The 14,567-nt window shown below is 32.8% G+C and carries 11 protein-coding genes; 8 read left to right on the top strand and 3 right to left on the bottom strand.

Annotation, left to right across the window (positions count from 1 at the left end; all coding sequences use genetic code 11):
- Window positions 1-51: 51 nt before the first annotated feature.
- The 6 genes from AA80_RS04165 to AA80_RS04140 all read left to right on the top strand — a co-directional run bounded on the left by AA80_RS04165 (window position 52) and on the right by AA80_RS04140 (window position 9,360).
- Window positions 52-501, top strand: coding sequence for an early set domain-containing protein (locus AA80_RS04165; protein ID WP_103876558.1), 450 nt, complete (start codon window positions 52-54; stop codon window positions 499-501).
- 4 nt (window positions 502-505) lie between these two features.
- Complete coding sequence (locus AA80_RS04160; protein ID WP_103876557.1) at window positions 506-3,751, top strand: PD-(D/E)XK nuclease family protein; 3,246 nt, start codon at window positions 506-508, stop codon at window positions 3,749-3,751.
- Window positions 3,752-3,925: 174 nt separating this feature from the next.
- A complete protein-coding gene (locus AA80_RS04155) occupies window positions 3,926-5,809 on the top strand; it encodes a GumC family protein (protein WP_166667740.1) in 1,884 nt (627 codons plus the stop codon).
- 91 nt (window positions 5,810-5,900) lie between these two features.
- The gene (locus AA80_RS04150; protein ID WP_103876669.1) at window positions 5,901-8,060 is read left to right on the top strand and encodes a GumC family protein; all 2,160 of its coding nucleotides are present in this window, start codon (window positions 5,901-5,903) and stop codon (window positions 8,058-8,060) included.
- A gap of 27 nt (window positions 8,061-8,087) precedes the next feature.
- On the top strand, window positions 8,088-8,726 hold the full coding sequence (locus AA80_RS04145) for a tyrosine-protein phosphatase (protein ID WP_103876555.1): 639 nt from the start codon (window positions 8,088-8,090) through the stop codon (window positions 8,724-8,726).
- 85 nt (window positions 8,727-8,811) lie between these two features.
- Window positions 8,812-9,360, top strand: coding sequence for a GNAT family N-acetyltransferase (locus AA80_RS04140; protein ID WP_103876554.1), 549 nt, complete (start codon window positions 8,812-8,814; stop codon window positions 9,358-9,360).
- A gap of 49 nt (window positions 9,361-9,409) precedes the next feature.
- Here AA80_RS04140 and AA80_RS04135 read toward each other — a convergent pair whose 3' ends face one another.
- Both AA80_RS04135 and AA80_RS04130 read right to left on the bottom strand, forming a co-directional pair.
- Complete coding sequence (locus AA80_RS04135) at window positions 9,410-9,994, bottom strand: outer membrane beta-barrel protein (protein ID WP_103876553.1); 585 nt, start codon at window positions 9,992-9,994, stop codon at window positions 9,410-9,412.
- 91 nt (window positions 9,995-10,085) lie between these two features.
- The gene (locus AA80_RS04130; protein WP_103876552.1) at window positions 10,086-10,619 is read right to left on the bottom strand and encodes a hypothetical protein; all 534 of its coding nucleotides are present in this window, start codon (window positions 10,617-10,619) and stop codon (window positions 10,086-10,088) included.
- A gap of 136 nt (window positions 10,620-10,755) precedes the next feature.
- On the opposite strand from AA80_RS04130, the gene AA80_RS04125 reads away from it, so the two are divergent.
- The gene (locus AA80_RS04125) at window positions 10,756-12,360 is read left to right on the top strand and encodes a gamma-glutamyltransferase family protein (protein ID WP_103876551.1); all 1,605 of its coding nucleotides are present in this window, start codon (window positions 10,756-10,758) and stop codon (window positions 12,358-12,360) included.
- 77 nt (window positions 12,361-12,437) lie between these two features.
- Window positions 12,438-13,640, top strand: a complete 1,203-nt coding sequence (locus AA80_RS04120) for an MFS transporter (RefSeq protein ID WP_243830520.1) — start codon at window positions 12,438-12,440, stop codon at window positions 13,638-13,640.
- Here AA80_RS04120 and rbsK read toward each other — a convergent pair.
- On the bottom strand, window positions 13,635-14,552 hold the full coding sequence (gene rbsK, locus AA80_RS04115) for a ribokinase (RefSeq protein ID WP_103876549.1): 918 nt from the start codon (window positions 14,550-14,552) through the stop codon (window positions 13,635-13,637). The two genes, AA80_RS04120 and rbsK, sit on opposite strands and share 6 nt — an antisense overlap.
- Between the last annotated feature and the right edge of the window lie 15 nt (window positions 14,553-14,567).

Genomic DNA, 14,567 nt, shown 5'->3' with positions numbered 1-14,567 from the left:
TGATATAATAAACTGAAAACAGAGTTACACCATTAAAGAGGTGAAAGAAACTTGAAAGGATTTTTAGAAATCTTACTTCCCTTTGCAATAATTCTTTTACTTTTTGGTTTTTCTTCACAAAAAGCCTCGACAACAGCTCAGCCATCTCCTACATCAGCCCCACAAATACCTTCATTTTCAGAAGAAGCTGAAAATTTATTCGAGGTAACTTTTATAATCACGTCGGTTCCAGAAAGTACACCACAAGATGCTTCAATTTATATGATGGGGAACTTCAACAATTGGTTGGTGGGAGATGAAAACTATAGATTTGAGAAAATGGATGACGGAACGTACCAATTAACTCTAATAATGCCTGCAAATACTGAAATAGAATACAAATATAACCTTGGCAACTATGATTATATAGAGAAAGATTTCTTTGGGAATGAAAGAGAAAATAGAACTTACAAATTTGAATATAACTTGGATGAAGTGAGAAATGAAATAGAAAGCTGGTAGAAAAATGAAAAAGGTCTATTTATTTGACTTAAATGCAGAACATTTTAAAAAGGTTGGAGATCTTATACTTCCTTTTTACAACGAAGACCCTCTGAACTTTTTGTTTCTAGGGCCTTCTGGTTTTTATGTAAAGCAAGTGGCAGAATACATCGCTTCACAAACACAAAAAACTATCAATCGTGATGGCTTTAGGGTTATAAACCAATATGTAACTGAGACGCTAAAAACATACCAGCCACAATCTGTAATATTGGATAGAGATTTTTTGAAGGTATACATCGAAAACGAGATAATGGATTTAATAGAAGAAGAGAAAAAAGACGAAGAATTTTCTGAATATCTAAACGTTATATCCAAATCTCAAAAATCAGTGGAGTATATATTAGATATTTTCGAGAAAAAATGGGAAATTTCAAGGGTTGAAGATGAAGAAATCGTTGAATCCTCTGAAGAATACAAGTTGCTCGATGATTCTATAGATAACAATTCTAATTTGTACATACTTTACACTAAATTAGAAAAAAAACTCGAAGATATTTTAGAAACGAAGTTCGATATGTCCATTAAATATCAAAGAAATTACGATCCCGTTAGTGTGTACAAATGGTTTTATGAGATTTTACCTACTAGATTGAAAGAAGAGGGGAAAAAATATATAGGAAAAAGGGTCGTTATTTCGGGCTTTTTTGATATTTCTCCAGCTGTTAACAAAACCCTTAAAGCTTTCTTTGATCTCTTTGAAGAGGTTCATTTTATTACTTGGGTCAATATAGAAGACAGAAGTTTTGATTCTATAACTAACATACACAACTTTTTAAAAAACGAAGGATTTGAATTCAAATCAAAAAGAAAAGGTTTAAAAGGGATTTTTGAAAATACCAATATTCAGATCTTTCCCATGAACAACGATGTTTCTGAAATAGAAATCCTTACAAAAGAAATAAAGAGAAAATTGATAAGTGAAAATCTTTCACCTGATGATTTTGGGATCGTTGTTCCCAATAATTCAACTGCAAAATTATTGGCGGATCATTTGGAAGATGCTAAGGTACCTTACAGGTTCAAAAATGATGTTCCGTTAAACGAAAGCCAAATAGTTTTGATGCTTCTTCAACCAATTAAAACATTGGTGAGAGGTTGTGAGGTTGAAGATATCTTGGCGATGATCGAAAGTGGTTACGGAGGAGTAACTGAGCTGACAATGGAGCAAATAGAGAATTATTTAAAGCGATTGAACTTATTCTATGACATACAAAAATCCTTTCTCAAAAATCGAAAAGAAAAATGGATGAATACCATTGAGAAAGAAATAGAAAAAAGAAAGGCTCAACTTAAAGGTACGGAAGAAATAGAAAGAATAAGCGAAGAACTCAAAGGCTTAAGGGAATTAAAAAAATGTCTTGGAAACATATTTTCTCTTTTGGAAAATATTCAAAAAAGCAAAGATCGAAAAAGGTACTTCAGTGTTTCTGATTACAGGGAGTTAGTGAAAGAATGGATAGATACTTACCTATCTCATTTCAACATACTAAAAACATACGAGGATGTACTTCCCGTTGAGAGTGAATTAAATGCATTAAAAGCCTTCGAAGCACTAATATTCAACGTCGAAGAAAATTTGGAAAAAATTCTAAAATCAGATAAAAATTTAGGAATTGAAAAGTTCTACAAAATACTTTCTTCTCTAATTCAGATTGAAACGTATAGAGAATCAGAAAGGTACGATAATACAGTAGAAATAATGAGCCTTGAAGACTCAAGATTTGTAAAGAAAAAATACAAATATTTTGTAGGCTTCACTGAAGAAAACTATCCTTCAATAAAGGTCAATCCTTTCATCACATCTATGAGTAACGAGGGGACCTCAATAGCCAAACACTCAGAAAAAATCAGTAGAAGAAACTTGTTTATCTCGATGATCTTCGCAGAAAATATTGTATTTACATATCCAAACGCTAAATTAAGTGGTGAACCAATACTACCCTCTCCATACGAAAAAGAGTTTAGAAACAACTTTAAGAACGTTAAATATTCCAGTGAGTTTCTCTCTAAAAAAGAGATCCTACCAAAAGATCCAGATAACATTTTCTCTGAAACAGAAGCTACTATTTATTACATATTGAATGGAAAGAAAGAATATTTATCACATAAACACTTCACTAATATTGAGAGATTAAAAAAAGAGATAACTAATCCACAATGGCAGTTATCTAAAAATACGGGCCTTGGACGGTTAAGCCATACAAAAATTACCACTTATGTTGATTGTCCTTTTAAGTATTACCTCGGGATCGAAGGCCGATTATATGGAGATAAAGCTTTTGAGAAGTTTTTTGATGGACTTATAAAGCATAGGGTGATGAAAGAAATATTTTCCAAATACAAAAATTATGAAGTTATGTCCCAAAAAATTCTCAACAAAGAAGAATTGAAAGAAGAAATAAAAAATATCATTGAAGATATTTGGGAAGAGTATACAGACGATTTTTTACTAACCTATCAAGCTATAAAAGATGTGGAAAGTGAAATAATAACAGAAGATATTTTAGAAAGCATAGAAGACATACATCGAAAGTATATCCATTTCAAAAAAGGCGTAGATCTGACATATTCTCAAGTTATAGCTACTGAGTTAGAGGTAAAATCAAAGATAAATATCGAAAATTTTCGTGATATAGACTTAACATCCAGAATAGACAGGGTAGATCTTTTAAACGGTAACTACTCGTACCTACTTGATGAATTCGATGATCAACTATTGCCAGGAGCATACTCAATTATGGATTACAAAAGGTCAAAAAATTTCCAAAGTGAACAATTGCTAATATATTACCTAACCTTATTAAACAACGAAGAATGGAAAAACAAATTAGCACATTCTGACGTGTATCTAAAATTTCAAGTAGTATCAAAGAAAAAAGAGCATAAAAATAATAATTTTATAAAAATACAGAAAGGTAGGGTTATATATAAAGAACACAAGTCTAAAGCAAAGTATGTATCTTTTGATATTAAAGAATTCTACACATGGTTAGAGAAAGTTTTTCAAAACATCAACAAATCTGATTTTACCCCCATAGCAGTAAAAGAAAGAGAAATAAGAAGGTTCTTAGAGGAAATGCATGATAAATACAACAACTCAAAAACAGGAGAAAAATATTACGACTGTTCTTCTTGTCAATTCAGAAGTTTATGCGAGCTGATGCAGTACAAAAAGGGTTTTAATATGAACATAAAGAAATACCTTTGAAATAAGTCAACCATATGGTAGAATATTTTGCATAGAACAAAATAAAGGTTGGCTTCAGGACAAAGAAGCGAAGGTTCCTTCCTTAGAAGGGTGGGCAGGGGGCGAAGGGGCCCTAAAAGCAACTTTTAGAATTTCTAATCACAGTAAAAAATAACTAAAAATTGGAGGATGGAAATGGGAGAAGAAAGAGAACTAACCTTTTCAGACATACTCAGAATTTTTAAAAGAAGAAAGTGGACTTTTTTAATTATTTTCTTCTTAACTATCTTTTTAACAGCATTTTATCTATTTTTTATTGCAACTCCCAAGTATGAAGCAAAGCAGGTTATAGAGTACAAATCGAGTTCTTCTCAACCAACTTTCTCTCTAGGATCTATGTCTTCCGCTGCAAACTTGTTAGGAATCAGTCAACCGGCTGACTCTGGTCTAACTACAGAAATTGAAAGGATGAAATCCGATTGGGTGTTGGCAAACATTGTAAAAGAGCTCAACCTTGTAGAAAAAGCAAATCAGAACAAAGGGTTAATTGCCAGATTAAGAGGCACAGAAGTAACAGAAAGAGATCTTATTGATTCACTAAAAGAAGGCTTAAATATACAAAATGTTCGAGATACTAATATGATAGAAATAAGCTACCAAAGTTCTGATCCAACCATGGCTGCGTCGGTTGTCTCACTTGTGTATTCTTACTACACCGATTATGCGAAAAACCTTTATTTTGAGGATTCTCAATCTTATTTGAATCAAGTTGAAAGGTTATTTGAAGATGTATCTCAGCAATATGATCAGATAAATAAAGAGGTTTTGGATTTCCAAACTAAAAATAAGATTTCCGATATTTCGGGGGGAACATCGCAAGAAAGCGACCCTTTAATTAGTTATTATTCAGAAACATATATGAACATACTAAAATTAGACGCTGATAAAAACCAATTAGAAATCAGAAAGCAAGCTATAGAAGATAATATTTTCAAACTGAGTCCAGAAACTAAAGAGTTTATACTCACAAACACAGAAAAAGATACACCTGTTAAGGATATAAAATCTAAATTAGTAAATGACCGAATAGAATTAGAAACTCTAAAATTAAATTCCCCTAGTTCTCCAAGAATTGCTGCTTTGGAAGCCGAAATAACCGTTTTAGAAGTTGAATTGAAAAAGAACCTTGAAACCATTTTTTCCAACGATTTAAACTTTCTTGCATCGATCGATATGGAAACTTTTAACGAATACACAGGGATAATTACACAACTACAACTATTTGATGTAACAAGACAGGTATATGAAAATATGCTTCAAGTTATAGATGATGAAATTGCAAAAAGATCCCCTATTATGTACGAATATTTTCTTTTGAGAAGAGATCAGGCTATTCTTCAAACAAGGTATAACACTCTACTAACTGCCTTAGAGCAAGAAAGAATGAAGGCTTCACTGTACGATAACAAATTCAAAGTAATAACCTTCGCTTACGTACCCGAAAATCCTGTATCACCAAATACCACTCTTACTTTAGCTATTGGAGGGGTATTGGCAATATTCTTGGGAATTTTGGGTGTTTTCGTAAAAGAAGCCCAAGACAAAACAGTGAAAGATCTATACGAATTTGAAAGTTTATTTGGAGTTCCTGACATTATTTTAAACGATTCAAACGATGCAGAAAAAATAGTTAATTATGTTTATAAAAAAGATTTTAAAAAGTTTGGGTTGTTGTTTTTAGGGAATTTCTCAGTTGCCCAGAACCTTTCTCAAAGAATTTACAACATTTTAAATACCATAAAGCCTTATAAAACAGAGTATTTTACTTCAATAGAAAATGAAGATTACAAAGAAAAATTTGAAAAATTTGAAAAGTTTAAAAACACAAACGAGGCGTTTATAATGTTTGACAATTTCAACAACAGTGATTATATACTATACAGAGATGATTTAGAAAAAATTATTATATTTATAGAAGAAAAAAGAACAAACTTGGAAGATATAAAGGAGATTTTAGAAAAAGAAAAAGATCCCACCATTGTTTATGTAAAAAAGAATAAAAGGTCAACTAATGAGTAAATAAATTTCATTAAATTTGTTGTAATTTTTTTATAGAAGGATTTATTACTCATGTATGAAGAATGTTAAAGCTTCAGTAGAGGGGTTAAAGATGGAAAATGAGTTAACATTTGAGGATATTTTAAAAATATTCAGAAAAAGATTCTGGTGGTTTTTTTTAACCGTAGTTGTAACGGTAGTAATTACTTTAATCTACCTTTTTTACTCTACTCCTATTTATGAAGCAAATACAACCTTGAAAATAGACCCCTCTCAACAAAGTTCTGTTGCAGATATTTTTGGTACACAGATAGGGTCAACCTCATCTAAGATATCGACAGAAATTGAATTGATAAAAAGTAGAAGAAATCTAGAAAAAGTAATCGACAATTTAAACTTAATTGAATATTTTCAAGCAAAAGTTGAAAACCCAGAAGATGTCACAATAAACAGTGTTGTTCGTTCCCTTGAACAAATGATCACAGTCTCACCTGTTAGCGATACAAATATCGTGCGGATATCAGTTCAAAGTGAAGACAAGGGGCTAGCAAGAAGCATTGCCGATAATTTAGCGATTGTATACAACGATTTGTTAAAAAGTTTGTCTCAAAACGAGTATACAGCAAGAAGAAGGTTTATAGAAGAGCAAATTCCATTAGCTGAAAGTGATTTGAACGCTTCTCAAGACGATCTCAGAAATTTTAAAGAGGAAAATAATATTTTTTTGTTAGATGAAGAGGCAAAATCTATATTGCAATTTTTGGTTTCCTACGATCAGCAGATAAACACTTATCAGATCCAAATGGAAGAAACAAAGATAAGATTACAAACATTGAATGATACTTTAAAAAGTATGGATCAAGAAATCATTTCATCTGAAACAATCTCGATAAATCCAGTCGTTAGCAATTTGAGAAATCAAATTGTGAATATTCAGGTTCAGCTCGCAGGCTTGGAAGGTACTAAATCTACAAGCGATCCAGAGGTCCTGAGATTAAGGGAAGAGCTGAGCCAAGCCCAAGAGATGCTAAAAAATGAGATAAGTACGATTGTAACTTCCCAAGTGAGAACTACCAATCCGCAGTATAATAGCTTGTATTCACAATTGATCCAAGAACAAGCCAGGCAACAAGTTCTTCAAGGCACAATACAATCTTTAACAATGTTAAGGATCATATATCAATCCCAATTGAACCAATTACCTGCTTTGGAGCAAAGACTCATGAATTACGAAAGAGAGGTAAGAGTAAAGGAAAATCTTTATGTTCTTCTTTTAGAAAAATTAGAAGAAGCTAAGATTGCTGAAGCAGGTGTAATTGGTACAGCAAATATAATAGACCCTGCCTTTGTTTCTCCAAATCCAGTTAAACCAAATAAACCTCTGACTGCTGCAATAGGAGGAGTGTTGGGGATCTTTTTAGGTATACTTGTAGTTTTTCTCATCGAGTATCTGGATAAAAGGGTAAAAGATGAAAATGAACTGAAGATGATCGTTAAGGGTTACCCTGTTCTTGGTAGAATACCTCATTTACATATGGGGGGTGAAGAAAATGATGAATTAATAGTTTTAAGGGATCCAGTCTCCCCGATCTCTGAAGCTTACAAAATGTTGTCTACCAATATTAACTTTTCAAACGCCAAAGAACCTAATGTTATTGCCTTTTCCAGTGGTGGACCCGCTGAAGGTAAAACAATGACAGCTGCCAATGTTGCTATTTCTTATGCCCAAAGTGGTAACAAAACCTTGTTGATAGATGCCGATATGAGAAGACCAAGAGTTGAAAAGATTTTGAATCTAAAAAGTAAGAACGTGGGACTAGTTAACCATTTATTGAGAGGTGCTTCTATAGAACAGTCTGTAATAAAGCCTTTTGAATTTCTCGACAACTTTTTTGTTTTGCCTGTTGGAACTTTACCTCCAAATCCCACATCCATATTAACTTCAAATGAATTTAAAGATCTGCTCGATGAACTAAAAGAGTATTACGATAAGATAATTATTGATCTTCCACCCATAATGGTTGCACCCGATGCTATGATAACCTCCAGATATTCAGACGGATTGGTATTAGTGACTCGCTATGGGCAGACTTTAAAGCCGACTTTAAAGGCCGCAGTTGAAAACATAACAACATCGGGGGTAAAACTCATTGGGACTGTTATAAATGATGTAAACGAAAAATCTTCCAATTACTACTACTACTACTATTATTACTCTGATGACGGGGATAAAAGTAAGAAAAAAAGGAGAAGAAGAAAAACCAGAACATAGGGGGCCCATAAAGGGGGTAAAAATGAAATGTATATTGACATTCATTGTCATCTATTACCTGGAGTTGATGACGGCGTGAAAACTATTGAAGAAACATTAAATGAACTGAGTAGGTACAGAGAAAACAACATTACCCATGTCATTTTTACACCTCATGTCAACAATCCTTCTGTTAAAACGGATAAAACAAAAATCAAAGAAGTTTATCAAAATGTAAAAGAAAAAATAGAAAATGATATTGGCCTGAGGACCTATCTTGCCTCTGAATTATATCTAACCCCAGATTACAAAGATTTTATTCCATTTAATTCATTTGTCTTGATAGAATTTCCAACACAACCTATGCCTATTTATGCTCTTGATTCGATATTTAATTTACAATTGGATGGCTATGAAGTTATTCTTGTACATGTGGAAAGATACAAATGGTTATATGAAAACAAAGACATAATTCAAAGAATGAGAGAAATGGGTGTACTCTTCCAAGTCAATTTTGAAGGGTTAAAAACTCAAGAAGGTAAATATTATTATGATAATTATTTAGTGGATTTCTTAGCGACTGATAATCATGGAAGTTCGAATAGAGAAGAAGTGGATTTAAGTTTGTTCAAAAAATATTCCGAAATAACTAAAAACGCCTTCGACATTTTAGGAATAATTTCTTAAGTTACTTGTTAAAATGTTTCCATATAGGGCGGCGGGTGGGAAAAGATAACATCCTTTGGAGGTGTCGGTAACGAAGCTCGAATTAATGAGCAAAGAAGAGTTTGAAATATACAAAAAGAAAATGTATGAAGAATATGCAAAAGTTTTGGCTGAGAATTTGTTGATTCCATACGAGGAAGCTCTGGCAAGAGCTGAGGATCAAATTGATACTATCTGGAATGAAGATATCAAAAAAGGGAAAAACTATGGTTATAACATTATAAATGGGAATAATGAACACGTTGGAAGAATCTGGGTTTTTGTAAATTACAGTTCTAAAAAAGCCTTTATATACGATATTAGGATTTTTCCTAAGTATCAAAAAAAAGGATTTGCGAAGAGCGCTATAAAAGAATTAGAAGAAACATTAAAGAAAGAAAACGTAAAATCTCTTGAATTGAATGTTTTTGGGAACAACAAAGTTGCGTATAATTTGTATAAAAATCTTGGATTCACCGAGACATACATTAATTTGATAAAAGGCTTTCAAAAACAGAGAGTTGTTACTTTACCAAAATATTTGAAGTTTTTAGAAAGTTTCTTTTTAAGATCAGGATATAGAATAGTTGCTATCGAAATGAGAAAAAAGCTGTAATAAAAAACCTCCTTTACGGAGGTTTTTAGTTTTCTATGTTTACTTTAAATTAAAATTGTACGCCTGCGTAAACCTTAAATTTTGGTTTCAACTGGAACTCACTCTTATAAACTTCGTTGTAATCGTCAGCTAATGTGGGCTTTTCAAACAAAACATCTGCCCCTACATTCATGTTGAGGTTTTGAACTGCGAAGTTTGCTCCAGCTCCTCCACCGAAACCCAAACTGCTTGCTACAACCTTAGTATCTCCTAATCCAAAAGAATAGTTAAACAACCCTTGGACATACATTCCAAATGGTAAGTCTGGGAAGAAGGCATTTAAACTCTGCCTGTAACCAGCATTCACGCCCACCATCATTTGAGATAAATCTGTTGCAACGGCACTTTCATCAACAAATTCTGTCGGGAAATAGTAATCAAAAGAACCGCCGACTAACAACGCTCCACCTTCTACACCCAATCCATCATACAGATAGTTTGCACCTACACTAATCCCATGCATTGTTACATCAGAGGCCACGGATGTAGCACTAGCGGCTAAAGATGCATTCACATAACCACCTGTGACTTCAAATGCAGCAAAACTAAAAACAGCTAACATACCTACTAACAACGTTGCGAAAACTTTTTTCATCTTTGTTCCCTCCTCTCTGAGATTTTGTTGAAATTATGATAAAAAACTAATTAATTCTGTATCTTCATTATATCATACTTATTTTAGATCTCTAAGAAAAAATAAAAACATTTTGTTGAATTTCGATGAAATCTGGTGTATTCTGTTTAAAAAGATTAAGAGAAAGTATGTAATCTAACATACTTCTTTTCTGAACAAACTTATTTGTTAATTCATTTTTATAAGAGTAATCGTTTTTATAATTTTTATTTTTGACGTTTGGATTAGATTTGATCAATTTGTCAGAAAGATTTTTAGATCGGTTGTGTGATTTGCTTTCCATCGAGTTAAAATTTGAACTGTAGTCTTGGTTATAACATAGATCATTCAATTCTTTTATTTTTATAGTGTGATCATCTGTAGAAGCTAAATAATATACACCTATAGTAATTGTTGATTTTTCTTTTTGATCCACTTCAATCTCGCTGATCAATTCTATTAAATTAATATTACCATGAGTAGCAGAAGTTAAAGACAAGTTATCCAAATCTGGTAATCTAGCGTAAGATGTGTTACTTGCAAAAGATGAAAATACGAACAATAGGGAAATTAATAATATGCTAGTGAACTTAGTTGCTTTTATCATAATTACGTCACCTCCTGAAATTAACCTGTTATACCGTCTTTGGAAACTTATATCTATGCCTCTTTAATTTATTTTATTCTAATGATATAATAGATTACATTCCTTAAAATCAGTTTAAAAGAAAGGAGTATTTCAAATGTTTGATCCCTTAAAATTTGCTTATTCCTCAAAAAGGATTCCTGTTTATGCAAAAAACGGGATGGTGGCAACAACAAATCCATTAGCTTCTGAGATAGGTGTAGAAATTTTAAAAAAGGGTGGGAATGCTGTTGATGCAGCTGTTGCAGTGGCAGCAGGTTTGACCGTTTTAGAACCAACTTCCAACGGTATAGGTAGCGATGCATTCGCTATACTTTACAAGGACGGTAAACTATATGGGTTGAATTCCAGTGGATACGCTCCAAAAAATCTCACCTTAAAATTAATGAAAGAAAAAGGGTTTGAAAAAATCCCTCCATATGGATGGGAATCAGTTACTATTCCAGGTGCTCCAGCTGCCTGGGCAACTTTGTCTGATAGATTTGGTGTTCTTCCTTTTGAAGATTTGATAGAACCATCCATCAAATATGCAAGTGAAGGTTTCCCAGTTTCGCCTGTAACGGCCAAATCATGGCAGAACGCTTTTAAAAGGTATAAAAAAGAGTTGAAGGGCGAAATTTTTAAAACATGGTTTGAAGTGTTTGCCCCAAATGGAAACGCACCTGATATTGGAGAAATTTGGAAATCAACTTATCATGCAGAGACTTTGAAATCAATTGCCGATACAAAGGCAAAAAGTTTTTATTTTGGAGAATTAGCTCAAAAGATGTTAAGCTTTTCAAAAAAGACAGGAGGTTACTTTTGTCAGGAAGATTTAGAAAAATTTGAACCTATATGGGTGGAACCGCTTAGTGTAAATTACAGAGGATTTGACATATGGGAATTACCACCAAATGGACAAGGTATAATTGTTTTGATGGCTTTGAACATACTAAAAGGGTTTGAAATGAAATGTAAAGAAGATCCAGAAAGTTACCACAAACAAATAGAAGCCTTAAAGTTAGCCTTTAGTGATGGTTTAAAATATATTACGGATATAGAAGATATGAAAATATCAGTAGAATCCCTTTTATCTGAAGAATATGCAAAACAAAGAAGAAATCTTATAGGTGAATATGCACTTTTACCAGAGGCAGGAGATCCGTATTCTGGAGGAACGGTTTACTTTGCAACTGCGGATAAAGATGGAAATATGGTTTCTTACATTCAAAGTAACTATATGGGATTTGGCTCTGGAATAGTGGTTCCAAATACCGGGATAAGTCTTCAAAACCGAGGAACAAGCTTTTCTTTGAATGAAGAGGATCATAACTGTTTAAAACCATTAAAAAGACCATATCATACCATCATACCCGGTTTTATAACCAAAGAGAACAAAGCGATAGGACCTTTTGGAGTCATGGGAGGGTACATGCAACCACAGGGTCATCTACAATTCCTTATTAATTTTATCGATTTTCATTTGAATCCTCAAGCAGCTTTGGATGCACCAAGATGGCAATGGATGAAAGACAAAGAAATTATGGTAGAAAAAGAATTTTCAAAGCATATACTTGAGTCTTTAGCAGATAAAGGTCATCAAATAGAAGTTTCATTAAATTCTTCTAATTTTGGAAGGGGACAATTTATATATAAAACAGAGGATGGTGTACTGATAGGTGGCACCGAACCAAGAGCAGATAGTAGCATATCTTGCTTTTAAAAGAAATTTAATGTAAATTCTAAAAAGATTCTAAAGAATGATGGTACAATATAGTTAGACAAGCTAACTATATTGAGGTGAGTAAACTGACACAAAAGGTTATTAATTTGCTTATTTTTTCCTCCATAAGTAGCTCTTTTTGGGCAATTTATAGGGTTGTTTTTAATTTATTTTTAAGAGATTTGGGGTATACAAATCAGTTCATTGGTCAAATAACCTCTTTTGAAATGTTGGGTGCTGCTATCTTAGGGATTTTAATAGGAATTCTTGGGGATAGAATCGGAAAGAAAAAAATGATCATTATATCTTCTCTAAGTTTTGGCATTCTATTGTTGATAAGAAGTACTTTTCCTTATAAAAATATTTTATTAGTTTTTGGATTCTTGAACGGTGGATTTATGACTTCTAGAAGGTTACTCTTGGATTCTTATTTGATGGATGTTACAGATAGTTCAACCCGGGGGGCTGCTTTTGGATATAATTTTGCTATTTTTATGGCTAGTGGTGTTTTAGGGAACTTCATAGGTGGCTTTATGGGAGAATATCTAGGTTTAAGGTTAACTCTTTACATAACAGGGATTTGTTATGCCATATCACCCATATTATTAAAAAATCTACCCGAAAGCATTAAAGATAAAAGAGTTACTCTTCAAAAAGTTTTAGACTTTTCCCAATATAACAAAGAAGAAAAATACATTTTAAAATACTATTTTTTAAGAACAGCAGCGATATCTTTTGGAGCGGGATTGTTTGTTAATTTTGGGAACATTATATACAAAGACCTATTCAACATGTCTCCTTCCTTGATAGGTATATCGTTGTCAATTGCACAATTTGGGGCCGCCGCCGGCTCTGCTCTTTCATCAGTACTTGCTAAAAGATTCGGCCCTTTTAAATATACATTCATTTTAAATGGGATAGTTATTCCGTTGATTATAAGTTTAGGGTTTATTCGAAATCCTTTTATTTTCATTGGTTTTTACGCTTTGAGATTCACTTTTATGAATATGACTAATCCCGTGGAAACATCATCTGTTTTGAGTGCACTTCCAAAAAATAGAGTCACATCGATATATAGCCTTAGGAACGCTGCCAATTTTTTGACAAGGTCTTTGGCTGCTTTTATATTTGGAATCGTAAGTGTATTACCAAGCGGTTATACTTACTTGTTCTTAATTAGCTCAGTGTTTTATACTGCTGCGCTTATTTTCATGTATAAATTATTCGTTCCTTTGAGGAAAAACGGCATTTTGCATCAGTTGTACGATAATAATTCATGAAAAGCGTTTTAATACTTCTTCCCTTTTAGGGATTGAAGATTGGGCTCCTTTTCTTTCAACAGAGATTGCAGCAGCGGTATTGGCAAAAACAAGGCTTTTCTTTAAGTCCTTTGTTTCTGAAAAAGCTACGGCAAAGGCACCATTGAAGATATCTCCTGCACCGGTACTATCAACCGAGTTTACTTTTAGAGGCTCAATTTTCCCAAACTTTTCATTTTTGTCAACGTATATAACTCCTTTATCTCCCATCTTCACAATCAAATTTTTTACCTTACTAATTCTTTTAAATTCAAGCAATGATTTAGCGAGGTTGTTTTCGTTGAAATCTATTTTTTCTTTTTCACAAAGGAAGATAAACTCTTTATTGTTGGGAGTTAAGAAATCAATATCTTTCAAACTTTCTATCTTTGTACTTCCAACAGGGGCTGGATCGTATATAATAGTTATTCCTTTTTCTTTTAACTTAGAAATAGCATACTCAACGCTTTGCATGGGAATTTCATTCTGCAATAAACAAATATCTATTTCATCACCATATTCATCAAAAAACTTATCTATTTTATTCTTATCTACATTATCGTTAGCACCTGAGAAAATGATTATCCTATTCTCACCACTTTTATCAACCTCTATATAAGCCCTACCTGTTTTTTCATTCTTCTGTACATAATGACCTTCGATTTTATACTTTTTAAAGTTTTGAGAAATTTGATTCCCATACTCGTCATCACCTACGCAGCTACAAAAGTAAACAGGCTTTTCAGATAACTTAGCGGCTGCAACGGCTTGATTCGCCCCTTTGCCACCAAAATAAAAGTCTAGCGAAAGAGCTTTTTGGGTTTCTCCTGGAAGTGTAAAATGTTCAACGTTGAATACTATATCCATGTTACTGCTACCAATTACAGCGATCATTGGACTATCTCTCCT

Source organism: Petrotoga sibirica DSM 13575 (assembly GCF_002924625.1).
GTDB classification, from domain to species: Bacteria; Thermotogota; Thermotogae; order Petrotogales; family Petrotogaceae; genus Petrotoga; species Petrotoga sibirica.
The sequence above is the reverse complement of the archived record's forward strand: the minus strand, read 5'-3'. Positions and strand labels throughout refer to the sequence as shown.

Excerpts from the sequence above, each read along its gene's own strand:
- AA80_RS04160 (WP_103876557.1), top strand. The coding sequence starts at position 506 with ATGAAAAAGGTCTATTTATTTGACTTAAATGCAGAACATTTTAAAAAG.
- AA80_RS04155 (WP_166667740.1), top strand. The coding sequence starts at position 3,926 with ATGGGAGAAGAAAGAGAACTAACCTTTTCAGACATACTCAGAATTTTT.
- AA80_RS04150 (WP_103876669.1), top strand. The coding sequence starts at position 5,901 with ATGGAAAATGAGTTAACATTTGAGGATATTTTAAAAATATTCAGAAAA.
- AA80_RS04145 (WP_103876555.1), top strand. The coding sequence starts at position 8,088 with ATGTATATTGACATTCATTGTCATCTATTACCTGGAGTTGATGACGGC.
- AA80_RS04140 (WP_103876554.1), top strand. The coding sequence starts at position 8,812 with ATGAGCAAAGAAGAGTTTGAAATATACAAAAAGAAAATGTATGAAGAA.
- AA80_RS04135 (WP_103876553.1), bottom strand. The coding sequence starts at position 9,994 with ATGAAAAAAGTTTTCGCAACGTTGTTAGTAGGTATGTTAGCTGTTTTT.
- AA80_RS04130 (WP_103876552.1), bottom strand. The coding sequence starts at position 10,619 with ATGATAAAAGCAACTAAGTTCACTAGCATATTATTAATTTCCCTATTG.
- AA80_RS04125 (WP_103876551.1), top strand. The coding sequence starts at position 10,756 with ATGTTTGATCCCTTAAAATTTGCTTATTCCTCAAAAAGGATTCCTGTT.
- rbsK (WP_103876549.1), bottom strand. The coding sequence starts at position 14,552 with ATGATCGCTGTAATTGGTAGCAGTAACATGGATATAGTATTCAACGTT.